This is a genomic window from Rhizobium sp. 18065 (genome assembly GCF_902706095.1).
Lineage (GTDB): Bacteria > Pseudomonadota > Alphaproteobacteria > Rhizobiales > Rhizobiaceae > Allorhizobium.
Genome location: NZ_CACSJP010000007.1, coordinates 234,852 through 256,437 on the forward strand (window position 1 = coordinate 234,852; position 21,586 = coordinate 256,437).

The window sequence follows — 21,586 nt, forward strand, 5'->3', positions numbered from 1 at the left end:
CGGCTATACCTTGTCGCCGGCCTCGTTGAAGAAATGCAGGTTGGCCACCGGCAGTCCGACCGAGACCTCGCCCTGCATGCCGAGGAAACGCCGGTCGAGCGTAAATGCCTTGAAGGCAACCGGGCCAAGCTTGAGATGCACGATAATGCCAAAGCCGGTCGGCTCGACAAGATCGACGGTTGCCTTCAACACATCGGAACCCTCTGCGCCAAGGACCACATGCTCCGGCCGGATCCCGAGTGTGGCAGCGCTACCGTCCGGCAGGTTCGCCTTTGTGCCGAGCGGCAGGACAACGCCGCCATCGAGAGTGAATTCCGCGGCATCGCCACTGGTCTTGTAGCGGCCCTCGAAGAAATTCATGCCCGGCGATCCGATGAAGCCGGCGACGAACAGATTGGCCGGACGGTCGTAGAGCTCGAGCGGGCTGCCGACCTGCTGGATCACACCGCCATGCATCGCGACAATGCGGTCGGCCAGCGTCATCGCCTCGATCTGGTCATGGGTGACGTAGATCGAGGTGGCACCCAGATCCTTGTGCAGCTTCTTGATCTCGGCGCGCATCTGTTCGCGCAGTCGGGCGTCGAGATTGGACAGCGGCTCGTCGAACAGGAAGGCCTTCGGTTCGCGCACGATGGCGCGGCCCATCGCGACACGCTGGCGCTGGCCGCCGGACAGCGCCTTGGGCCGCCGCTCCATCAGCGGATCGAGCCCCAGCTTGCCGGCAGCATTGGCAACCACCGATGCGATCTTCTCCTTGGCGATCTTCCGCAGGCGCAGGCTGTAGCTCATGTTGCTGGCAACGCTCATATGCGGGTAGAGCGCATAGGACTGGAAGACCATGGCGATGTCGCGATCCTTCGGGGCGAGATCGTTGACCCGCTTGCCGTCGATGCGGATCTCGCCGTCGGTGACACCTTCGAGGCCGGCGATCATCCGCAGCAGCGTGGACTTGCCGCAGCCGGAAGGACCAACGAGCACGACGAATTCGCCATCCTTGATCTCCAGGTCGATGCCATGCAGCACCGGATGGATGCCATAGGACTTGCGGACGTCGGCAATATCGATGGATGCCATGGGATCAGCCTTTCACGGCGCCGGCCGTCAGGCCCTGCACGAGATAACGTTGGATCAACAGGAAGAACAGGCAGGCGGGAATGAGCGCCATGACGCCCGCCGCCATCATCTGTCCGAAGTCGACCGAGAATTTCGACACGAAGGACAACAGGCCGACCGGGAAGGTGGCGGCGGCGTTGCCTGAAATCAGCATCAGCGAAAACAGCAGCTCGCTCCAGGCGGCGGTGAACACGAAGCCGAGTGTCGCCGCGATGCCGGGCAGCGTCAGCGGCAGGATGATCTGGCGAAACGCCACGAACTGCGTCGCACCGTCGATCATCGCCGCCTCCTCGAGATCCTTCGGAATACCGTCGAAGAACGACTGCATCAGGAACGTGGCAAAAGGCACGTTGAACGCCGTATAGACGATGACGAGGCCGGTCAGGCTGTTGGTCAGGCCGAGCGGCGACAGCATCTTGAAGATCGGCGCGACCAGCATCACCAGCGGGAACATCTGGGTCAGCAGCATCAGCGTCACGATCCAGTATTTGCCGCGAAAGGTGAACCGCGACATCGCATAGCCGGCAAGCGAGGCCAGCACCGTGACAATGATCGCCGTCGACCCGGAAACGATCAGGCTGTTCTTGAAAAAGATCGGAAAATCGCTGTGGCGCAGGACAAATTCGAAATGCTCGAACGTGGTCCGCGACGGCCACATGCGAATACCCTCGGAATAGAGCAGCTTGTTGGGCGTCACCGAGACCTTGAGCAGCCAGTAGAGCGGGAAGAGCGCAAAGACCACATAGGCAAGGATAGCCAGCCGATGAGCGAGGATCGAGATTACACGTTTGCCGGTCATGGTCTCAATCCTTGCTCAACAGCCATTGCCGCAACACGACGATCAGCATCGAATAGGTGATCAGCAAAACCAGCAGCACCAGTGCGATGGCCGAGGCATAACCGAAGTCCAGCCGCTTGAACGCCTGGGTGAAGATATAGCTGGCGACGATCTGGCTGCGATCGGCCGGCCCGCCATTGGTCATGACGATGATCAGGTCGGCGAAATTGGAAACCCACACCGTGCGCAGGAGAACCGTGATGGCAATGGTCGGCGCGAGAAACGGCAGGGTGATCGACAGGAAACGCTGGACCGGACCGGCGCCATCGATGCTGGCTGCCTCGTAGAGATCCCGCGGGATTGCCTGCAGCGCTGCCAGCAGCGTGATGGCGAAGAACGGAATGCCCCACCAGACATTGGCGATGATCGGCCCCCACATCGACAGTTGCGGGTCGGCGAGGATATTGGCCGGTTCGCTCATCAGACCGAGGGCAAAGAGCCAATGCGGCAGAGGACCGACCAGCGGATTGAACAGCCACGCCCAGTTGAGGCCGGCGAGAAAGCTTGGCACGGCCCACGGAAGAAAGACCAGGGCCTGGACAAGACCGCGGCCATAGAACGGCTTGTCGAGCAGAAGCGCCAGCGTCAGGCCGAAGGCAAATTGCAGCACCACCGACCAGCCCGTCCACCACAGCGTGTTTCTCAGCGCCCGATAGAAATTCTGGTCCTTGGCCAGCGCTGCAAAATGATCGAGCCCGATAAAACCGCCGGAAAACGGCTTGAGCAGCTGGATATCGCGGAAGGCATAGGAAATGCCCAGCACCAGCGGCACCAGCATCACGGTAACGATCAGGATCAGCGCCGGTGCACTGTAGAGATAGGGCGCGGATGCATCCGCCAGGCGCTTCTTCAGCGGCCGCTGGTCTCTTGGTGAGCCGCCGCCACGGGCTGCAAGTGAAGCCATCGTCAAGTATCCGTTTCGCGGCAGGCCGATCGGCGGGCCGTGTTTTCAGTCGGAATGGATCCGGCAGGCGGCGGGTTCGAGGCCGCCGCCTGCCGGTCGTCAATGGCGAGACTTATTTGCTCGCCAGGAACTTCTGCTGGGCAGCCGTCAGATAGTCGGCCCACTGCTTGGCCAGCTCTTCCGGCGTGATATCGCCGAGCAGGGCTTCCTGCGTGGTCTTGATCGCCAGCGAATCCTTGAAGAAGGCAAACTCTTCCAGGTATGTCGGCATGACGGTCGGAACGGCATCCTTATCAGCCAGTTCGTCGAACCAGCCCTTGAACTGCTCGCCGGCATAGAAAGGATCCTTCTCGGCCGCCTTCAGCGCCGGAAGTGCACCGATCCGCTTGTTCCACTCGATATTGCCTTCCGGACCTTCGAGCGTCGCGATCAGCTTCCAGGACAGATCCTTGTTGGCGCTCGCCGACATCATTGACCAGCCGGCATAACCGATGGTCGGGAAGGACTTGCCGGCCGGACCCTTCGGCATCGGCACGACCGCGTAGTCGGCGGCATCCATGCGCTCGCTGATGGCGATCAGCGCATCCGGATCCTGGTCGAGCATGGCGCAGGTCCCGGTATAGAAGCCGGCGACGATCTCGTTGAAGCCCCAGTTGACGCTGTCCTTCGGCGCATAGCCCTTCTTGTAGAGGTCAACCACCCATTCGATGCCCTTGACCCAGTCCGGCTCGCTGAACTTCGATGTGCCATCGGCGTTGAAGAACTCGTTGTTGCCGGCCATCGTGGCGGCAAACATCATCCAGCCGTTCAGGCCGCCCGGGCCGCCGCGCAGGCAGTAGCCGTATTTGCCGGGCAGCTTGGAGATCTTCTCCGACGCTGCGACGAATTCGTCCATCGTCTTCGGCGGACCGTCGACGCCGGCTTCTGCGAAGATCTTCTTGTTGTAGAACATGGCACGCAGATAGAAGCCGTAAGGCAGCATATAGGCGGTGTCCTTGACGTCGCGGCCAAGTTCCAGCGCGCGGTCCGTCATGCCGGCCGTGTGTTCCCAATCCTTCAGATAGGGCTCGAGGCTCTCCAGCATGCCATTGTTGGCATAGAGCGACAGCCAGGTGTCCGGCATTTCCATGACATCGGGAATTTCGCCGGCCGAAACCATGGTGGCGAATTTCTGGAAGGCTTCGCCCCAGGGCAGCGAGATGATCTCGACCTTGGTGCCGGGATTGGCGGCTTCGAACTTGCCGACGATCGACTTCAGCGTTTCGGTGCGCTCCGGGCTGGTGATCACTTCGACCAGCTTCAGCGTCGTGTCGGCCATGGCGGTTCCCGCCATCATGGTGGCGAACAATGTCGCGGTAATCAGTTTTTTCATTGTTTATTCCCCTCTGTTTTGATGTTGCTTGTCGTAAAGTCAGCCAGACGAGGCGGCAGTGATCGCCGCATCGAGATCGCTCCAGAGGGCCTCCGTTCCCTCCAGGCCGACATGGAGCCGTACCGACCGCGGGCTGATGCCGAAGGCTTCCGCGGAATTGGGTTGCGCCTTTTGTGACAGGACGACTTCGCCCGGCACGATCAGGCTTTCATGGCCGCCCCAGCTCACACCCAGCTTGAACAGCTTCAGATGGTCGGCGAAGGTGCGGACATTGACGCCGTCCTTGAAGATGAAGGAAAACAGGCCCGACGTGCCCGACAGACCGGGCGGCAGCTGGTTGGCGAGCCCCGGATAGCAGACGGTTTCCACCGCATCATGCCCCTGCAACCGCTGGGCAATCGCCATCGTCGAGGTCTCATGCGCCCGCATGCGGATCGGCAGGGTGCGCATTCCGCGGATCAAAAGCCATGCATCGAACGGCGAGAGCTTGCCGCCGAGATAGGGATAGGCCTCCGCCCGGATCCGGCCGATCAGGTCCTTCGAGCCGGCAACGACACCCGCGACCACGTCGCTATGGCCGCCAAGATATTTCGACGCGGAATGAATGACCAGATCGACACCCAGCGCGATCGGCTGCTGGAAGATCGGGCTCGCCCAGCTGTTATCGATCGTGGTGATGACGCCATGGCTTCTGGCAAGCTTCGCCAGCGCCCTGACATCATGGGTCTGCATGACCCAGCTGGTCGGGCTTTCCATGTAGAACAGCTTGGCGCCCGGCAGCGCCTTGGCCACCTCTTCCTCGTCGCGCCCGTCGACATAGGTGACTTCGACCTTCATCCGCTTCAACAGCGTGCCGAACAGCCGGAAGGCATCGGGATAGAGATGCTTGACCGCGACGATCCTGTCACCGGGCTCAACCAAGGACAGAACAGTGGAGGAGATCGCCGACATGCCGCTGGCAAAGCCGATCGCGTCTTCCGCACCCTCAAGTTTCGCCAGCATCTCCTCGAACATGCGCACGGTCGGATTGAGACCGCGCGTGTAGATCGGCCGGACCTTCTCGCCGCGATAGGACGAAACCATGTCGTCATAGTCAGTGAAGGTGAAAAGCGAGGTCTGCACGATCGGCGGGACGACCGCATCATAGGCATTGCCCTCGTCATGGGCGACGATGAGGGAGGCATTCTCGAACGGATCAAAGCCGTTGCTCATTGGGACATTTCCTTGATGTCTTGCTCGACGATGTCGAGGATCTTCAGTGTCTCGGCGCGGGCAGCCTCGGGATCCTGGTCTGCGATCGCGTTGAACAGGGTACGGTGAAACGGGAAGGACCGGCGGGCGAAATCCGGCCGGTCGAATGGCTTGTCCCAGAAGCGCTCGAAGGCGTCGCGCATCTGTTCCAGCAGCTGGCGAAACAGCGGATTGTGGGTCGCGTCATAGATGGCGAGGTGGAATTGCAGATCCTCGGGCCCGGATGTGCCCTTGGACAGATGCACCCGTTCCATCTCGTTGAGCTTCGTCTCGATGTCCTTGAGGTCTTCGGCACTGCGCATGCGCGCGGCAACCATGCCGGCCTCGGCCTCGATGCCGCGACGAACCTCGAGCGTCTTCAGCAGCACATCGCGCAGATGCGTCGTGTCCAGCGACAGCGGCATATGGATCGTGGTGCCGGAAATCGGCTTGAGCAGATAGGTACCGCTGCCCTTGCGCGCCTCGACCACGCCGAGCGCCTGGAAATGACGGATCACCTCGCGGATGGTCGAGCGCCCGACCGCCAGCGCCATCATCAGTTCACGCTCCGCCGGCAACCGGTCGCCGGGCACAAGATTGGAACCCTTGATGTAGTCGGCAAGAGCCGCCGTGACCTGCTGCACCCGATCGACCGGAGGCAGTGGCGACAATACCGCCCTATCGTCCCTTTGCCTGCTCATCAGCGCCGTGTCTTCCGGTTTAATTGGTCTGACATCTGATCAATAGTGCAAATTGCACGAAACCCGTCAAGCCCCCGATGCGGCCTGCGCGACGCCAAAAAGACCCTTTCCAAAAGACAACGGCGCAGAAACCGGCACGCCTGACCCTTCAGGCCCCTCGGACCAGGGAGCCCTCCTCGACCTCTGCCAGAAGATGTAAGACATGGATCATGTCGACGTGCCGAAGCCCCGCCATCGCCGCAAAAATTCGGCCGGCTCTCGATCCTGCAGACAACAGTCAAGTGAAATACCCACGGAGGCTGCGCGGCCCGAGCGCGAGCCCTAATCAACGATGCTTTCCGTGACCCAGACGTCCTCGTCGCCAACCGCGGACGGGCTTGCACCTAACGAAAGCCAATCAGTATCTCGACCGTTCTGACCAGGCAGAAACGCGCGAAAGGCGGTCGACGACGGCATTCAGCTTTTACGCGTCACAGCCGTTGATCCCGGATAGATCGACCTTGACTGGAAACCCTTGCGAACCATCGACAACCCGTTCGGCACGAGGTTGTCACCCATGCCTTAGGTACAACGTGGTACCTATGCCTCGGTATAGACAAATGAAGTTATGGCGGAGAGGGTGGGATTCGAACCCACGATACGGTTGCCCGTATGCCGCATTTCGAGTGCGGTGCTTTCGACCACTCAGCCACCTCTCCGCTTTGCTGGTCGGCGCAAGTTGTGCGCGGGCTGTCTCTTAGCGAGAGTTCACCCCCCATGCAAGAGCGAATGTGAAGGTTTCAGAAGCTTTTATCTTGACAGTGTTGGGGGCCTCACGTATGCGACCGGTGACTTGAAGCGTGGGATACCTGCGCCTTTCGTTCTTCGCCACAGGCGGAGCCCCACCGGCAGGACAAAGGCGCATGCGCCGTTCTGCCATCCGACTGACAAAAAGACGGCCGTCCGACAAGGACAAGAGCCGGAACGAACATGAAAGGATAAAAAATGTTCGCAGTCATCAAGACCGGCGGTAAGCAGTACCGCGTGAACGCCAACGACGTGCTGACCATCGAAAAGCTGGAAGCCGAAGCTGGTGCAACCATCGAATTCACCGAAGTTCTCGTTGTCGGCGAAGGTGCTGATGCCACGTTTGGCGCACCCTTCGTTGCTGGCGCGTCCGTCAAGGCAGAAGTTGTCGAACACAACCGTGGCAAGAAGGTGATCGCGTTCAAAAAGCGCCGTCGCCAGAATTCCAAGCGCACGCGCGGTCATCGCCAGCATCACACGGTCGTCCGTATCACGGACATCGTGGCAGCCTAACGGTCAACGAGAAAACACGGTTTAAAGGAGAAATCCCATGGCACATAAAAAAGCTGGCGGTTCATCGCGCAACGGTCGCGATTCCAACTCCAAGCGCCTTGGCGTGAAGAAGTTCGGCGGCGAAGTCGTCATTCCAGGCAACATCATCCTGCGCCAGCGTGGCACGCAGTGGCATCCGGGCGCCAATGTCGGCCTCGGCAAGGACCACACGATTTTTGCGCTGACCGCCGGCAATGTCGCCTACCGTACGAAGGCCAATGGCCGCGTATACGTGTCTGTGATGCCGAAAACGGCCGAAGCAGCAGAATAAAAGCCGGTAGCGTTTTAAACCAGCCGGCGTCTCATCGACCCGGCTGGCCGTACCAGGTTCAGTCTAGAAAAAGGGGAGATGGGGCGCCATCTCCCCTCTTTTTTATGCCTTTTTTCAACCAGAAGGAGACTGAACCATGGACAGCTTACTGTTAAGGGACGACCAATCGCGGTCGCCCGAAGATCGGCCAAGGCCCGATCGGTCGAGAACCGATTGCCCCGTCTTGTTATCGCAACGGCTCGTTTTGCGCAGCCCGCACGTAGAAGACATCGACGCCCTTGCCCATCTCGCCAACAATGCCGCGATCGCCACCATGGTCTCGCGCATGCCGCATCCCTACACGGCAAAAGACGCAGCCGATTTTGTGCGACGCACGAATATTGGCGAGATTGGCAAGTGCGTCTACGCCATCACCAAAGCCGAAAACGGCGAATTCCTCGGTTGCTGCGCGCTCGAGCCCCACGCCGCCGATGAAGACACGCTGGAAATGGGCTATTGGCTGGGCGAACCCTATTGGAACCGGGGTTATGCCACGGAAGCGGCCCATGCCCTGATCGACATGGCCTTCCGCACCCGTGACATCGCCCGCATCGATGCGCGATGCCGGGTGACCAACATCGCCTCGCGCCGGGTCATCCAGAAATGCGGCTTCCAGTTCCAGGGCTCCGGCATGGTCGGCAACCTGGCCATGGGCGGCATGGTACCGGTCGAATGGTACAGGCTCGACCGCAAGACCTGGCTATCGCTGAAGAGCTGGGGGGAAATGCGATGAGCGCGCTATTGAGCAAGCCCCGCAGCCCGACGGACGGGAAAGGTCGGACCGCCATGTCGATGCCCGGCCCCTGCCCGGTCATCGAGACCGATCGTCTCGTCCTGCGCCCGCACAAGATCGGCGATGCCGATCCGATCGCAGCCTCGCTGGGCGATTTTGCCGTCGCCCGCATGCTGACGCGCGTGCCGGTCCCCTATGACCGGCAGGATGCGCTCGACTGGCTGAACACGGTGACATCCGGCCTGAAGCCGGACTGGTTCTTTGCCATCACCATGGCCGATGACGTGCATATCGGCACGGTGTCGATCGAGTTGCGCCATGGCCTCTGGCATCTCGGCTATTGGCTGAACCGCTTCTATTGGGGCAAGGGGCTGATGAGCGAGGCGACGGAGGCCGTGCTCGATCATGCCTTCCGCCGCATGCCGCAGGCCGAGATCGCCGCCGGCGCCTTTGCCGACAATCCGGCCTCGTTCAAGGTGCTGGAAAAGCTCGGCTGCACGATTGTCGGGGTCAGCGACGTCTATTCGCTGTCGCGCAGCGCCATGGCACCGATGATCGACATGCGGATAATCCAGTCCGGCTTTCAAAGCCGCAACCGGGACCGCTAACCCAACCCACCAGTATCCGGGCGGTTCACCGCCCGGACAAGCCTCAGGCGAGCTCCACCCAGACCGGATAATGGTCGGAGGCGGTCGTCTCATTGTCCACAAAGGCGGTTTTCAGGCGCGAAACCAGGCCGCCGCTGACGAAACAGTAGTCGAGATGTTTGCGCACCGCACCGTCGGGACTGATCCAGCTATAGCCGTCCGCCGTCAGCGTCTTCAGATGCGCGGCCGCGTCGATCGGCCGGTCGGCGCGCGCCACACGGCCATAAAACGCATCGTCCTGGCCGACCATCGCGATATATTCCGGCCCCTCCGGCTCCATGTTGAAATCGCCCATCAGCAGGTAGTCGGCCGGCAGTGCCGGATCCGGTACGGCAAATTCGATCGCTCCGGTCAGTGCGCCGCCTTCGGCGACAAAGCCGTTGGCCCGCGCCTTCAGATAGGCGATCTGGGCGATGCGCTCGTCGGGAGAGACATGGTCGAGATGAACCGAATAGACGCGCACGGCCCCGCCCGGCGCATCGATCACCGCCTCCAGCGCGCCGCGCTGCAGGTTGAGCTTGTCGAAGGTGCGGGCTCTGGGCAGCAGCAGGTTGCGCGCAGCCAGCAGCGGAAAACGCGACAGCACCATGTTGCCGAACTGGAAACGCCGCTCGCGCAGCCGGCCCTCGACCGTCGCATGATCGACCAGCACGTCGCTGGCCGCGCCGAAGGACGAGAAATACGCCGGAAACAGCGACGAGAAGGTTTCGACAAGATCGATATAGTCATTGCGGACAAATCCGCGCGTCACTTCCTGCAGCGCGATCACGTCGGCACCTTCGACGGCGCGCGCGATGCGTTCGGGGTCAAAACGACCATCCTGACCGATGCCATACTGGATGTTGTAGCTGACGAACTTCACGATACTCTTTGACCTCCGCCTCAACCGGCTATATCGATGCCCCATCCATCCGCAAAACCAGACAGAAGATCAACGGCACCAAGATGAAATTTCTCGACGAAGCAAAAGTTTACATTCGCTCAGGCGACGGCGGCGCCGGCGCTGTGTCGTTTCGGCGCGAAAAGTTCATCGAATTCGGCGGTCCGGACGGCGGTGACGGCGGCCGCGGTGGCGATGTCTGGGTCGAGGCCGTCAATGGTCTGAACACCCTGATCGATTTCCGCTTCCAGCAGCATTTCAAGGCGCAGACCGGTACCCATGGCATGGGTCGCAACCGCACCGGTGCCAATGGCGGCGATGTCACACTGCGCGTGCCGGTCGGCACGCAGATCTTCGAGGAAGACTTCGAGACCCAGATCATCGACCTGACCGAGGAAGGCCAGCGCTTCCGGCTCGCCGCCGGCGGCAATGGCGGCTTCGGCAACGCCCATTTCAAGTCCGCCACCAATCAGGCACCGACCTGGGCCAATCCGGGCCTCGAAGGCGAAGAAAAGAATGTCTGGCTGCGGCTGAAGCTGATCGCCGATGCCGGTCTCGTCGGCCTGCCCAATGCCGGCAAGTCGACCTTCCTTGCCGCCGTCACCCGCGCCCGGCCGAAGATTGCCAATTATCCCTTCACCACGCTGCATCCGAACCTCGGCGTCGCGACCATCGACGAGCGCGAATTCATTCTCGCCGACATTCCCGGCCTGATCGAAGGCGCCCATGAGGGCATCGGCATCGGCGACCGCTTCCTCGGCCATGTCGAGCGCACCCGCGTGCTTCTGCATCTCGTCTCCGCCCAGGAAGAAGAGGTCGGCAAGGCCTACAAGACGGTCAAGCACGAACTCGAAGCCTATGGTGGCGGCCTCGAAGACAAGGCCGAGATCGTCGCGCTGTCGCAGATCGACGTGCTTGACGAAGCAGAACTGAAGAAGAAGATGGCCGAGCTGAAGAAGGCCAGCGGCCAGACCCCGCTGCTGCTGTCGGCGATCACCGGCAAGGGCATGACCGATGCGCTGCGTGCGCTGCGCGACGTCATCGTCTCGGCGGGCGGCAACCGGCAAATGCCCGAGCGCCGCGAGAAAAACCGCAAGCACAGCCGTCCCGACAATAACGCCGCGGCAGAGGACGACCTCGACGGAGAAGGCGACGCGTAATGGCCAGCAAGCTTCGCTCGCTCTCTCGCTGCAAGCGGACCGTGATCAAGATCGGCTCGGCGCTGCTGGTCGATCGAGCGTCCGGCCTGAAAAAGACCTGGCTTGATGCCATCTGCGACGATATCGCCGCCCTGAAGGCGCGCGGCACCGATGTTCTGGTCGTGTCCTCGGGCGCCATCGCCCTTGGCCGCACCGTGCTCGATCTGCCGAAAGGCGCCCTGAAGCTCGAGGAAAGCCAGGCGGCAGCGGCCGTTGGCCAGATTGCGCTCGCCCGCCACTGGTCGGAAAGCCTATCGCGCTCCTCGATCGTTGCCGGTCAGATCCTGTTGACCCTGGGCGACACGGAGGAGCGGCGGCGTTATCTCAATGCCCGCGCCACCCTGCAGCAACTCTTGAAGATCGGCGCCATTCCGATCATCAACGAGAACGACACGGTCGCCACCACCGAGATCCGCTACGGCGACAATGACCGGCTGGCCGCCCGTGTCGCCACCATGGCCGGCGCCGACCTGCTCATACTTCTGTCCGATATTGACGGCCTCTATACCGCGCCACCGCATCTCGACCCGAATGCGCGTTTCCTCGAGACCATCGACGATATCACGCCGGAGATCGAGGCCATGGCCGGTGGTGCAGCGTCCGAACTGTCGCGCGGCGGCATGCGCACCAAGATCGATGCCGGCAAGATCGCAACAAGCGCCGGTTGCGCCATGATCATCGCTTCGGGCAAGACAATGAACCCGCTAGCCGCGATCGAAAGCGGCGCCCGGCATTCCTGGTTCTCCGCCTCCAGGTCACCGGTCACCGCCCGCAAGACCTGGATCGCCGGCCAGCTTCAGCCGGCTGGTGAACTGCATGTCGATGCGGGTGCGCAAGGCGCCCTGAAGGCTGGCAAGAGCCTGCTTCCCGCCGGCATGCGCTCCGTGGCCGGACAATTCCATCGGGGAGACACCGTCTCCGTCATCGGCGTCGAAGGCCGCGAAATTGCCCGTGGGCTCGCAGGCTATGATGCCGAGGAAGCGCGCCGTATCTGTGGCCGAAAGTCCCATGAAATCGAGGCAATTCTCGGCTATGCCGGTCGTGCCGCCATGATCCACCGGGACGACCTCGTCATGACCGAGCTCGGCAACCGCCAGGACACAGTGGGCGGGGAACCGACAAGCAGGGAGCTGGCAGAGAATGACAGGAAGGGTGCAGCCCATGCTTGAGACCGCAGCCAATGGCAATTCCGTCGAAGCCCTGATGCTGGACATTGGCCGGCGCGCCCGGTCCGCCGCCCGACCATTGGCCAACACATCGACCGAAGCCAAGAATGCTGCGCTGCGCGCCATGGCCGATGCGCTTGTCGCGGCCGAAGCAGACATTCTCGCCGCCAATACCATCGACCTGAAGAACGCGGCTGACACCGGCGTCGCCGCTTCCTTCATCGACCGCCTGACGCTCGATGCCACCCGCATTGCCGGCATCGCACAGTCTCTGCGCGAAATTGCCGAGCTGCCGGATCCGGTCGGCTCGATCATTGCCGAATGGGATCGCCCCAATGGCCTGCATATCGAACGCGTGCGCACGCCGCTCGGCGTCATCGGCGTCATCTATGAAAGCCGGCCGAATGTCACCGCCGATGCCGGTGCCCTGTGCCTCAAGGCCGGCAATGCCGTGATCCTGCGCGGCGGCTCGGACTCGGTCAATTCCTCGCGCGCCATTCATGCCTGCCTGGTCAAGGGTCTGGTTGCAGCCGGCCTGCCCGCCGATGCCATCCAGCTCGTGCCGACCACCGACCGCGCCGCCGTCGGCGCCATGCTGTCCGGCCTCGACAATGCAATCGATGTCATCGTGCCGCGCGGCGGCAAAAACCTCGTCGCCCGCGTCCAGTCGGAAGCCCGGGTTCCGGTCTTTGCCCATCTCGAAGGCCTCTGCCACGTCTATGTCGACGCCTCGGCGGATGTCGACATGGCGACGAAGATCGTCCTCAATTCCAAGATGCGCCGCACCGGAATCTGCGGCTCGGCCGAAACGCTTCTCGTCGACAGCGGCGCGATCGCCACCCATCTGATGCCGCTGCTCGACGTTTTGACCGAAGCCGGCTGCGAGATCCGGGCCTCGGCCACGGTCCTGCGCATCGCTCCCGGCCTCAAGCCTGCGGTGGAGGAAGACTGGCGCACCGAATATCTCGATGCAATTATCGCGGTGGCGATCGTCGATGGCATTTCCGGCGCCATCGATCATATAGCACGCTATTCGTCCAACCACACCGAAGCTGTCATCGCCGAGGATCCGCAAGTGGTCGAGCGTTTCTTCAACGAGATCGATTCCGCCATTCTCCTCCATAATGCCTCGACCCAGTTTGCCGATGGCGGCGAATTCGGCATGGGCGGCGAGATCGGCATTGCCACCGGCAAGATGCATGCCCGCGGCCCCGTCGGTGTCGAACAGCTCACATCGTTCAAGTACCGTGTGCGCGGCACCGGCCAGGTCCGGCCCTGAACCCGGCCCCGACCATCGTGGAACCGGAACAGGTCGCCCATCGCTACCGCGTCATGCCCCATGTCGAGCGGGGCATGGTCGTCGGCCTGTTCGGCGGCTCGTTCAACCCGCCGCATCAGGGCCATGTGCTGGTTGCCGAGATCGCGCTTCGCCGCCTCGGCCTCGACCAGCTGTGGTGGATGGTCACGCCCGGCAATCCGCTGAAGAGCCGTCGCGAACTGGCGCCCCTCACCGAACGCCTGGCGCTCTGCGAAAACATGGCCGCCGATCCGCGCATCAAGGTCACCGCATTCGAGCAGGCGTTGGGCACCAGCTACACCGCCCGCACGCTGGATTTCATCCGCAGCCGCAATCCGCATGCGCATTTCGTCTGGATCATGGGCGCCGACAATCTCGCCGGTTTCCACCACTGGCAACGCTGGCGCAAAATCGCCACCACATTCCCGATCGCCGTGATCGACAGACCGGGTTCGACGCTGTCCTATCTCTCGTCAAAAATGGCCCGCACCTTCGATTATGCCCGCATCGACGAGGATGATGCCGGTGTGCTCTGGCGCAAACCCGCTCCGGCCTGGACCTTCATCCATGGCCCGCGCTCTACACTCAGCTCGTCGGCCCTTCGCGCCGCAGCCGAAGCGTAAGCGGACCGATGTGCCAATTCATTTGGCTATCTTGAAAGATTAACGGATCGATGCCACCTTTTACCGTGATTTCCTCATCAGGGAATCACAGACGTGCTGTTCTGTTATACCAAGGAAAGGAAGACCTCTGACAACAGTGCACACCAAGGGAAGAGCGCATGCCGCGATCCCCAAAAGCCCGGAACGTGGCGTCGATGCCGCAGCCCGCGCGCTTGAGCTGGTCCTCTCTAGTCTCGAGGACTCAAAGGCAGAAGACATCGTCTCGATCAACATCGCAGGCAAGTCCGCGCTGGGCGACTACATGGTAGTCGTGTCCGGACGGTCGAACCGGCATGTGACGGCGATCAGCGAACACCTTATCTCCGACATGAAGGATGACGGCCTGGGTTATGCCCGCGTCGAAGGCCTGGAAGTGGGCGATTGGGTCCTGATCGACATCGGAGACATCATTGTGCATGTATTCCGTCCCGAAATCCGCGAGTTCTACAATATCGAAAGAATGTGGGCCGCTCCGGACATCGAGGAAGGTCGCTTGCACTAGCGCAAGTCCGGCGAAACTGCACAGCGGTTTTGCGTTCGCAATTGCGCAAGGACAACGAGATAGAGCATTTCCGCGGTTCGCAGAAATGCACTAGAAACGGCCGGCCGTCGTTCAGGCGGTCCCGAAGCCGGATTGACGCGGCAAGCACCCGCTGTGCCGAGCAGATGGTTTTGTGACCCGAAGACGAGGATCGCCGTGATGAAAATTGGCATTTACGCCGTGGGCCGGCTGAAGGCTGGACCGGAGAAGGAACTTGCATCCCGTTATCTGGACCGCTTCGCCAAGGCTGGTCCCGCCTGCGGGCTGGAATTCACCCGCTCCGTCGAGCTCAACGAAAGCCGCGCCGGAAATGCCGACACCCGCAAGCGCGAGGAAGGTGCCGAGCTTTCCCGCAACGTGCCCGACGGCGCCCTGATCGTCGTCCTCGACGAGCGCGGCAAGGCCTTTGACAGCCCGGAATTCGCCAAGTTCATCGGCGATGCAGCCGACAATGGCCAGCGCGATATGGCCTTCATCATCGGCGGCGCCGATGGCGTCGATCCCGAATTGCGTGACCGGGCCAGACTTGTGCTCAATCTCGGACGCCTGACCTGGCCACATCAGCTGGTCCGTATTCTATTGGCCGAACAGCTCTATCGCGCCGTCACCATCCTCACCGGACACCCGTATCACCGCGTTTGACGGCGCCGACGCAATGCCGCTTTGCCTGCGCGGCAAATCAGCGTATTTTCCCGCCGAACCGGGATCATCCTTTGCCAGCGAGAACCATCCAGACTGCCCTGCCTGCCCAGACTGGCATGAGCGAACCGCGCCGGCGCAAGCCGCGTGTGTCGTCCCCGGCCGTTTTGACCATCACCATTTTGACCATTGCACTCTCCTCCGCCACGGCGCTGTCCGTGGCAAGCGCACAGGAACCCGCGGTAACCACCGGATCCACTCCGCCGGCAGCCGAGACCGGCGCCCGCAACCCCTTTGCCACAGCGTCCGAAGCGGCCTCGGCCAATGCCGAAGTCGAACTGCGGACCAAGCGTGACCAGATCGGCCGCGAACTGCAGGACATCTCGCAGAGCATGCGCCTGTCGAACGACAAGTCCGCCGAGCTGCAGAAAAGCATCGACGCGCTGGCCAAGACCACCGAGAGCCTCAAGACGGCGCTGATCGAGTCCGCCACGCGTCGCAAGGACATCGAGAAACAGATCACCAGCGGCGAAAAGCGCCTGGCCGGCATCGGCATCAGGGAGGATGGCATCCGTGCCTCGTTCCGCGAGCGTCGTGCGATCCTGGCCGAAGTACTCGCCGCCCTGCAGCGCATGGGTCGCAATCCGCCACCCGCTCTGCTGGTCAGCCCCGAGGATGCGCTGGCATCGGTGCGCACCGCGATCCTGCTCGGCTCCGTAGTACCGGGCATGCGCCAGCAGACCGACAAGCTCGCCGCCGATCTCAAAGAGTTGATCGACCTGCGCCAGGCCGGCAAGACGGAAATGGACCAGCTCGTCGCAGCCATATCCAGCCGCCAGGAGGAAGAACGGCGCATGGATCTGCTGCTTGTCGAAAATGATCGGCTGGCGCGCACCAACACCCTGCAGCTGCAGGCAGAACGCAAGCAATCGGAAGCACTTGCCGAACGCGCATCGACCATGGAAGCACTGATTCAGTCGCTTGAAAACGAGATCCTTTCATCGCGCCAGGCGGCCGAAATGGCCCGCGCCGAAGAGGCGCGGCGCGACCAGATGACCGAGGAACAGAGGACCCGCGCCCGCGAACTCGCCCAGTCCGGATTGCCTGATAAAAACCGTATTGCGCCAGCATATCCCTTCTCGGAACTGCAGCAGAAACTGGAATTGCCGGCCGCCGGCGAGACCCTGCGGCAGTTCGGTGACCCGGACGGAACCGGCCACCAGGCGCAGGGCATGGTCATTGCCTCGTCGCCGGGAGCGCTGGTAACTGCACCGGCAGACGCATGGGTGGTATTTGCAGGAAATTTCCGCAGCTACGGTCAGATGATCATTCTGAACACGGGCGACGGCTATCATATGGTGCTGTCCGGAATGGACCGGATCAACACCAGTCAGGGCAAGTTCGTGCTTTCCGGTGAACCCCTCGCGAGCATGGGGGAAAAAAGAGTGGCAAGCGCCACTGCTTTGGCGCTGGAAACCGATCGCCCGACACTTTACATAGAACTTCGGAAAGACGGAAAACCGGTTGATTCCCGCCCCTGGTGGGTCGGAGGCGATTCTGGAAAGGCACAGAATGATTCGTAGAGCTTCTCTTCTACTCGTCGGCGCGCTGATGGGCGCAACCGCGATGAGCGTCATTTACTCGGCTGGTGTCCCCGCGCAGGCGGCTGGCCCTTCCACCTACAAGGAACTGTCGATTTTCGGCGACGTGTTCGAGCGCATCCGCGCCCAGTATGTCACGCCGCCCGATGAGGAAAAGCTGGTTGAGAGCGCCATCAACGGCATGCTCACCTCGCTGGACCCGCATTCCGTCTACATGAACGCCAAGGACGCGGCCGACATGCAGACCCAGACCCGCGGCGAATTCGGCGGCATCGGCATCGAGGTGACGATGGAAGAGGAACTGGTCAAGGTCATCACCCCGATCGATGACACACCAGGTTCCAAGGCCGGCATCCTCGCTGGCGACTTCATCTCCGAGATCAACGGCGAATCGGTGCGCGGCCTCAAGCTTGAGGAAGCCGTCGAGAAGATGCGTGGCGCGGTCAACACCGCGATCAAGCTGACCATCCTGCGCAAGGGTGCAGACAAGCCGATCGAGCTCAGCGTTACCCGCGAAATCATCCCGATCCGCGCCGTCAAGTCGCGCGTCGAAGGCGATGTCGGTTATCTGCGCGTCATCTCGTTCACCGAGAAGACCTATGACGATCTGGAAGCCGCGATCGAGAAGATCAAGAAGGACGTTCCGGCCGACAAGCTGAAGGGCTTCGTTCTCGACCTGCGTCTCAATCCGGGCGGTCTGCTCGATCAGGCGATCTATGTCTCTGACGCCTTCCTCGAGCGTGGCGAAGTGGTTTCCACCCGTTCGCGCGATCCGGAAGACACCCGTCGCTTCAACGCCAGCGCAGGCGACCTGACCGATGGCAAGCCGCTCGTCGTGCTCGTCAACGGCGGCTCGGCATCGGCATCGGAAATCGTCGCCGGCGCTCTGCAGGACCTGAAGCGCGCCACCGTTCTCGGCACGCGCTCCTTCGGCAAGGGCTCCGTCCAGACCATCATTCCGATGGGCGAAAAGGGTGCGCTGCGCCTGACCACGGCGCTCTATTACACGCCGTCGGGCAAGTCGATCCAGGGTACCGGCATCGAGCCGGACATCAAGGTCGAACAGCCGCTGCCGGAAGAACTGCAGGGCAAGGTGCGCTCCGAGGGTGAATCGGCTCTGCCGGGTCACATCAAGGGTCAGGACGAAAGTGACGAGGGCTCCGGCTCTGTCGCCTATGTTCCGCCGGAAGCCAAGGACGACGTCCAGCTGAACTATGCCCTCGACCTGCTGCGCGGAGTCAAGACGGACCCGGCCTTCCCGGCCGATCCGCAGAAAGCCTCGCTGCAGTAATCGAACAAGCCATCGCCTGCGCCCCACCGGGCGCGGGCGCCTGGGTCTCGACCCGTCGGTAGCCGTTGGAATTCCCGCATGGATCTGCATGCACCGCTCGGCCAGGAGCGAAAAGGCGGAAGTCGCATCAAGCGACGGTTCCGCCTTTCGGCATTGGGCTCCACGGCAGCCGTGTTGGCGCTTGTCGGCTTTTCCGCTTGGACCGCCCTCTCCCCGCTTTCCCTCCACGGCACCCCGCCGATCGTGCTCGCCGGCGCGGACGAAGCGACCCCGATTGTCGTCGCCGAAGAAAAGACCGCCCTCGACGAAGCCGGCTCCGGCCTCAGCCGCAGCCGGCCGCAGGACGGCGCCAACGTCCAGCGTACCGTGACCGATGATGGCTCCGTCGTAACCAAATACACGCCCAAGCCGCGCGATGGCGAAGGCCCGGTGATCATCGGCTCGACCATCCAGGACCCGCGTCTGGCTGGCCAACCGAATGACGACCTTCTCGAGGATAGCCCGGAAGGCCGTCTGCCGATCGTCAGTGCCGATGGCCTGAAACCCGTCGAATTTTACGCCCGCCCCTGGTCCGGTGCCCGCGGCAACCGCATTGCCATCGTCATCGGCGGCATCGGGCTCAGCCAGACCGGTAGCCAGAAAGCCATCCGCGACCTGCCCGACGATGTGACACTGGCCTTTGCAGCCACCGGCAACAGCCTCACCCGCTGGATGCAGGAAGCCCGCCACAAGGGTCATGAAGTTGTACTCCAGGTGCCGATGGAGCCTTTCGACTATCCCAACAACGATCCCGGCCGCGGCACGCTCGTCGCCGAAAAGAGCAAGGCCACCAATCTCGCCAACCTGCATCAGGCGATGGCCGAGATCACCAATTACACCGGCATCATGAACTACATGGGCGCCCGCTTTCTCTCCGACGAGAAGGCCATGGACCCGATCATGCGCGACATCGGCAATCGCGGCCTGCTTTTCCTCGATGACGGCTCCACCGCCCGCTCGCTCTCGGGCGACTTTGCCAAGGCGATCGGCATTCCCCATGCCTTCGGCGACGTGATGATCGACGCCCAGCTGGATCGCAAGGCGATCCTCGCCAAGCTCGACGAGCTGGAACGCATCGCCCAGCGCAACGGCCAGGCGATCGGCATCGGTTCCGCCTTCGACGAGACGATTTCCGCCGTCGCCGAATGGCGCGAGGAGGCGGTCGCCCGCGGCATCGAGATCGTCGGCGTCTCCGCCCTGACCACCGACAACAAGCCTTGAGGACACTATGAACAACGCCCCCGCCCAACCGGTCAAGGCCGAGGACCTGCCCTATCGCCCCTGCGTCGGCATCATGGTGCTGAACAGCAAGGGCCTGGTCTGGGCCGGACGCCGCATGGTCGAGGGCAATTCGGAATATGACGGCTCGCCGCAGCTCTGGCAGATGCCGCAGGGCGGCATCGACGCCGGCGAGGATGCGCTTCCCGCCGCCATCCGCGAGCTTTACGAGGAAACCGGCATGAAGACGGTCTCCCTGCTCGCCGAAGCCGGTCGCTGGATCAATTACGACCTGCCCGCCGAACTGATCGGCATCGGCTTGCGCGGCAAATATCGTGGCCAGACGCAACGCTGGTTCGCCTTCCGCTTCGAAGGCGATGAACGCGAGATCGCCATCAACCCGCCGCCCGGCGGCCACCAGGCTGAATTCGACGCCTGGGAATGGAAACCGATGCAGGATCTGCCCGGCCTGATCGTGCCGTTCAAGCGCGCGGTCTATGACCAGGTCGTGGCGGAATTCGCCCATCTGGCCGGCTGAGAATCCTGTCGGCTGCAGATTGCGTGCCGGAGACGTTCAAACGCGGATGACACGCGGCGGCGAAAAAACGCCGGCACACCATGTCAATGCAGCGTCAGCACCCTTGCCTGCACCGGCTGCGCAATACCCTTCAGCACAAGCGAGCGCGTTTCCGTTCCGGCCATCAGTTCCGGGGCTCGCGCAGCAGTCTCCGTAGACACCAGGATCTCGCCCGCTGCAGCCTGCGATTCCAGCCGCGCCGCCTGGTTGACGACGCCGCCGATCGCGGTGAAATCGCTGCGAAAGCTGGAGAATTCGCCGATTTCGACATCCCCGGAATGGATGCCGACACCCACGCCGACGGCGCCACTGCCATCGAACGATCCGCCGAGATCCGCAGTCAGGCTGCTGAGTGCGGAACGGCAGTTTTGCTGGATATCCCGCGCGGCCATGATTGCCGCGCTGGCGTGATCCTTGCGCATGATCGGGAAGTTGAAGATCGCCATCAGCCCATCGCCCATCTGCTTGTTGACGATGCCGTCATGCGCCCAGATCGCCTGGGCACAGCGTCCCTGGAACTGGCTGACGATCTCGCTCAGCATCACCACGTCGATACGCTCCGACAGGGTTGTGAACCCCCTGATATCGGCAAACAGGATCGTCGCGCCGGCCGTCACATGCCGCTGCTTCTTCACATATTGAAACGCCCGCTCGCAGATCGTGCAGATATTCGGGTTCATCTTGCTGCGCGTGATGCCGAAGGCGCGAAACGGCAAAGCCAATGCCCCGCGGATCGGAATGGGCACATGCATCTGGTCCCAGCATCCCCGGCAGATCGTGCCGTGGCCCTGTTGGGCGGGTTCCCTGTCACGCGAGGCTATCGTCGTCATGCGCAATCTTCGCCCCATGGTTGATCCCAGACCGGAAGCTTCTGCCATTCGTTTGCCTTTGGCAACTCTCCGCCCCCCGCTGGAGGCGGCTGACGTACACATCTGATAAAGCCCGCTTGCAGATCTGTGTCACGCTCGGGTGGCAATTCCAACAATTCCAAGTATTTGCCAAGCCTAGTATTGACCATACGAGCTGATCTGGGACGACACCACCGGGAAACTCCTGGGTGGCACGGAAGCGGTCGTGATCAACGACGTTCTCTCCCGGTTGACGCCGGAGGCGCGCAAGATCGTCGAGGCGGGTGGTCATTCCATCCGCAACCTCAAGATCAAGCACGCGGACTTCGATGATCGCGAATATCTTCACGTTCAGTATCTGGGCGAAGACCGCCAGATCACCGGCCGCAAGCTGGAGATGGATGGTACCCAGTTCGTGAAACAGTATCGCGCGGCCTGATTT

23 protein-coding genes and 1 tRNA gene are annotated in these 21,586 nt (G+C 62.1%); 15 read left to right on the plus strand and 9 right to left on the minus strand.

Annotation, left to right across the window (positions count from 1 at the left end; genetic code table 11):
- Positions 1 to 3 precede the first annotated feature (3 nt).
- The 7 genes from ugpC to GVK95_RS17760 form a co-directional block, all read right to left on the minus strand.
- Positions 4 to 1,074 (minus strand): sn-glycerol-3-phosphate ABC transporter ATP-binding protein UgpC, encoded by a 1,071-nt coding sequence (ugpC, locus tag GVK95_RS17730; protein WP_159952034.1) that lies wholly within the window; start codon positions 1,072 to 1,074, stop codon positions 4 to 6.
- Positions 1,075 to 1,078: 4 nt separating this feature from the next.
- On the minus strand, positions 1,079 to 1,912 hold the full coding sequence (locus GVK95_RS17735; RefSeq protein ID WP_159952036.1) for a carbohydrate ABC transporter permease: 834 nt from the start codon (positions 1,910 to 1,912) through the stop codon (positions 1,079 to 1,081).
- A gap of 4 nt (positions 1,913 to 1,916) precedes the next feature.
- Positions 1,917 to 2,855, minus strand: coding sequence for a sugar ABC transporter permease (locus tag GVK95_RS17740; protein WP_159952038.1), 939 nt, complete (start codon positions 2,853 to 2,855; stop codon positions 1,917 to 1,919).
- A gap of 112 nt (positions 2,856 to 2,967) precedes the next feature.
- Positions 2,968 to 4,227 (minus strand): sugar ABC transporter substrate-binding protein, encoded by a 1,260-nt coding sequence (locus GVK95_RS17745; RefSeq protein ID WP_159952040.1) that lies wholly within the window; start codon positions 4,225 to 4,227, stop codon positions 2,968 to 2,970.
- 39 nt (positions 4,228 to 4,266) lie between these two features.
- Complete coding sequence (locus GVK95_RS17750; RefSeq protein ID WP_159952042.1) at positions 4,267 to 5,439, minus strand: PLP-dependent transferase; 1,173 nt, start codon at positions 5,437 to 5,439, stop codon at positions 4,267 to 4,269.
- Positions 5,436 to 6,158 carry a FadR/GntR family transcriptional regulator gene (locus tag GVK95_RS17755; protein WP_159952044.1) on the minus strand — a complete coding sequence of 241 codons (723 nt, stop codon included), beginning with the start codon at positions 6,156 to 6,158 and terminating at the stop codon, positions 5,436 to 5,438. Before GVK95_RS17755 ends, GVK95_RS17750 begins: the two co-directional genes overlap by 4 nt.
- 608 nt (positions 6,159 to 6,766) lie before the next feature.
- Positions 6,767 to 6,856 (minus strand) — tRNA-Ser (locus GVK95_RS17760).
- 286 nt (positions 6,857 to 7,142) lie between these two features.
- Here GVK95_RS17760 and rplU point away from each other — a divergent pair.
- The 4 genes from rplU (at position 7,143) to GVK95_RS17780 (ending at position 9,147) form a co-directional block, all read left to right on the plus strand.
- Positions 7,143 to 7,457, plus strand: a complete 315-nt coding sequence (gene rplU, locus GVK95_RS17765) for a 50S ribosomal protein L21 (RefSeq protein WP_007604273.1) — start codon at positions 7,143 to 7,145, stop codon at positions 7,455 to 7,457.
- A gap of 37 nt (positions 7,458 to 7,494) precedes the next feature.
- On the plus strand, positions 7,495 to 7,767 hold the full coding sequence (gene rpmA, locus GVK95_RS17770) for a 50S ribosomal protein L27 (RefSeq protein ID WP_159952046.1): 273 nt from the start codon (positions 7,495 to 7,497) through the stop codon (positions 7,765 to 7,767).
- Positions 7,768 to 7,903: 136 nt separating this feature from the next.
- A complete protein-coding gene (locus GVK95_RS17775) occupies positions 7,904 to 8,539 on the plus strand; it encodes a GNAT family protein (RefSeq protein ID WP_007604270.1) in 636 nt (211 codons plus the stop codon).
- Positions 8,536 to 9,147: a GNAT family N-acetyltransferase gene (locus GVK95_RS17780; RefSeq protein WP_244618802.1), complete on the plus strand. Its 612-nt coding sequence runs from the start codon at positions 8,536 to 8,538 to the stop codon at positions 9,145 to 9,147. The genes GVK95_RS17775 and GVK95_RS17780 overlap by 4 nt, the downstream gene beginning before the upstream one ends.
- 43 nt (positions 9,148 to 9,190) lie before the next feature.
- Here the strand turns inward: GVK95_RS17780 and GVK95_RS17785 are convergent, their stop codons facing one another.
- Positions 9,191 to 10,048, minus strand: coding sequence for an endonuclease/exonuclease/phosphatase family protein (locus GVK95_RS17785; protein WP_159952048.1), 858 nt, complete (start codon positions 10,046 to 10,048; stop codon positions 9,191 to 9,193).
- 83 nt (positions 10,049 to 10,131) lie between these two features.
- Between GVK95_RS17785 and obgE the strand changes: the two genes are divergently transcribed.
- From obgE to GVK95_RS17835, 10 genes are all read left to right on the plus strand, one after another.
- Positions 10,132 to 11,226, plus strand: coding sequence for a GTPase ObgE (gene obgE / locus GVK95_RS17790; RefSeq protein WP_159952111.1), 1,095 nt, complete (start codon positions 10,132 to 10,134; stop codon positions 11,224 to 11,226).
- Positions 11,226 to 12,434, plus strand: a complete 1,209-nt coding sequence (proB, locus tag GVK95_RS17795; RefSeq protein WP_159952050.1) for a glutamate 5-kinase — start codon at positions 11,226 to 11,228, stop codon at positions 12,432 to 12,434. Before obgE ends, proB begins: the two co-directional genes overlap by 1 nt.
- On the plus strand, positions 12,427 to 13,710 hold the full coding sequence (locus tag GVK95_RS17800) for a glutamate-5-semialdehyde dehydrogenase (RefSeq protein ID WP_159952052.1): 1,284 nt from the start codon (positions 12,427 to 12,429) through the stop codon (positions 13,708 to 13,710). Before proB ends, GVK95_RS17800 begins: the two co-directional genes overlap by 8 nt.
- A gap of 53 nt (positions 13,711 to 13,763) precedes the next feature.
- Positions 13,764 to 14,351: a nicotinate-nucleotide adenylyltransferase gene (locus tag GVK95_RS17805; protein WP_200844319.1), complete on the plus strand. Its 588-nt coding sequence runs from the start codon at positions 13,764 to 13,766 to the stop codon at positions 14,349 to 14,351.
- A gap of 136 nt (positions 14,352 to 14,487) precedes the next feature.
- Entirely contained in the window at positions 14,488 to 14,892 is a 405-nt protein-coding gene (rsfS, locus tag GVK95_RS17810) for a ribosome silencing factor (protein WP_244618803.1), read from the plus strand.
- A 198-nt stretch (positions 14,893 to 15,090) separates the two neighbouring features.
- A complete protein-coding gene (gene rlmH, locus GVK95_RS17815) occupies positions 15,091 to 15,573 on the plus strand; it encodes a 23S rRNA (pseudouridine(1915)-N(3))-methyltransferase RlmH (protein ID WP_007604242.1) in 483 nt (160 codons plus the stop codon).
- 116 nt (positions 15,574 to 15,689) lie between these two features.
- Complete coding sequence (locus tag GVK95_RS17820; RefSeq protein WP_159952113.1) at positions 15,690 to 17,153, plus strand: murein hydrolase activator EnvC; 1,464 nt, start codon at positions 15,690 to 15,692, stop codon at positions 17,151 to 17,153.
- Positions 17,143 to 18,462, plus strand: coding sequence for a S41 family peptidase (locus GVK95_RS17825; RefSeq protein ID WP_159952054.1), 1,320 nt, complete (start codon positions 17,143 to 17,145; stop codon positions 18,460 to 18,462). The genes GVK95_RS17820 and GVK95_RS17825 overlap by 11 nt, the downstream gene beginning before the upstream one ends.
- Before the next feature lie 78 nt (positions 18,463 to 18,540).
- Positions 18,541 to 19,722: a divergent polysaccharide deacetylase family protein gene (locus GVK95_RS17830; protein ID WP_159952055.1), complete on the plus strand. Its 1,182-nt coding sequence runs from the start codon at positions 18,541 to 18,543 to the stop codon at positions 19,720 to 19,722.
- A 7-nt stretch (positions 19,723 to 19,729) separates the two neighbouring features.
- Positions 19,730 to 20,257, plus strand: a complete 528-nt coding sequence (locus tag GVK95_RS17835) for an RNA pyrophosphohydrolase (protein WP_159952056.1) — start codon at positions 19,730 to 19,732, stop codon at positions 20,255 to 20,257.
- Between the two features lie 83 nt (positions 20,258 to 20,340).
- Here GVK95_RS17835 and GVK95_RS17840 read toward each other — a convergent pair whose 3' ends face one another.
- Complete coding sequence (locus tag GVK95_RS17840) at positions 20,341 to 21,126, minus strand: adenylate/guanylate cyclase domain-containing protein (RefSeq protein ID WP_159952057.1); 786 nt, start codon at positions 21,124 to 21,126, stop codon at positions 20,341 to 20,343.
- 244 nt (positions 21,127 to 21,370) lie between these two features.
- Between GVK95_RS17840 and GVK95_RS17845 the strand changes: the two genes are divergently transcribed.
- Positions 21,371 to 21,583, plus strand: a complete 213-nt coding sequence (locus GVK95_RS17845; protein ID WP_159952058.1) for a hypothetical protein — start codon at positions 21,371 to 21,373, stop codon at positions 21,581 to 21,583.
- Positions 21,584 to 21,586: the final 3 nt, after the last annotated feature.

What these genes read in the sequence shown, in the direction of transcription:
- ugpC (WP_159952034.1), bottom strand. Translation starts at nt 1,074, where the DNA reads ATGGCATCCATCGATATTGCCGACGTCCGCAAGTCCTATGGCATCCAT.
- GVK95_RS17735 (WP_159952036.1), bottom strand. Translation starts at nt 1,912, where the DNA reads ATGACCGGCAAACGTGTAATCTCGATCCTCGCTCATCGGCTGGCTATC.
- GVK95_RS17740 (WP_159952038.1), bottom strand. Translation starts at nt 2,855, where the DNA reads ATGGCTTCACTTGCAGCCCGTGGCGGCGGCTCACCAAGAGACCAGCGG.
- GVK95_RS17745 (WP_159952040.1), bottom strand. Translation starts at nt 4,227, where the DNA reads ATGAAAAAACTGATTACCGCGACATTGTTCGCCACCATGATGGCGGGA.
- GVK95_RS17750 (WP_159952042.1), bottom strand. Translation starts at nt 5,439, where the DNA reads ATGAGCAACGGCTTTGATCCGTTCGAGAATGCCTCCCTCATCGTCGCC.
- GVK95_RS17755 (WP_159952044.1), bottom strand. Translation starts at nt 6,158, where the DNA reads ATGAGCAGGCAAAGGGACGATAGGGCGGTATTGTCGCCACTGCCTCCG.
- rplU (WP_007604273.1), top strand. Translation starts at nt 7,143, where the DNA reads ATGTTCGCAGTCATCAAGACCGGCGGTAAGCAGTACCGCGTGAACGCC.
- rpmA (WP_159952046.1), top strand. Translation starts at nt 7,495, where the DNA reads ATGGCACATAAAAAAGCTGGCGGTTCATCGCGCAACGGTCGCGATTCC.
- GVK95_RS17775 (WP_007604270.1), top strand. Translation starts at nt 7,904, where the DNA reads ATGGACAGCTTACTGTTAAGGGACGACCAATCGCGGTCGCCCGAAGAT.
- GVK95_RS17780 (WP_244618802.1), top strand. Translation starts at nt 8,536, where the DNA reads ATGAGCGCGCTATTGAGCAAGCCCCGCAGCCCGACGGACGGGAAAGGT.
- obgE (WP_159952111.1), top strand. Translation starts at nt 10,132, where the DNA reads ATGAAATTTCTCGACGAAGCAAAAGTTTACATTCGCTCAGGCGACGGC.
- proB (WP_159952050.1), top strand. Translation starts at nt 11,226, where the DNA reads ATGGCCAGCAAGCTTCGCTCGCTCTCTCGCTGCAAGCGGACCGTGATC.
- GVK95_RS17800 (WP_159952052.1), top strand. Translation starts at nt 12,427, where the DNA reads ATGCTTGAGACCGCAGCCAATGGCAATTCCGTCGAAGCCCTGATGCTG.
- GVK95_RS17805 (WP_200844319.1), top strand. Translation starts at nt 13,764, where the DNA reads ATGCCCCATGTCGAGCGGGGCATGGTCGTCGGCCTGTTCGGCGGCTCG.
- rlmH (WP_007604242.1), top strand. Translation starts at nt 15,091, where the DNA reads ATGAAAATTGGCATTTACGCCGTGGGCCGGCTGAAGGCTGGACCGGAG.
- GVK95_RS17820 (WP_159952113.1), top strand. Translation starts at nt 15,690, where the DNA reads ATGAGCGAACCGCGCCGGCGCAAGCCGCGTGTGTCGTCCCCGGCCGTT.
- GVK95_RS17825 (WP_159952054.1), top strand. Translation starts at nt 17,143, where the DNA reads ATGATTCGTAGAGCTTCTCTTCTACTCGTCGGCGCGCTGATGGGCGCA.
- GVK95_RS17830 (WP_159952055.1), top strand. Translation starts at nt 18,541, where the DNA reads ATGGATCTGCATGCACCGCTCGGCCAGGAGCGAAAAGGCGGAAGTCGC.
- GVK95_RS17835 (WP_159952056.1), top strand. Translation starts at nt 19,730, where the DNA reads ATGAACAACGCCCCCGCCCAACCGGTCAAGGCCGAGGACCTGCCCTAT.
- GVK95_RS17840 (WP_159952057.1), bottom strand. Translation starts at nt 21,126, where the DNA reads ATGACGACGATAGCCTCGCGTGACAGGGAACCCGCCCAACAGGGCCAC.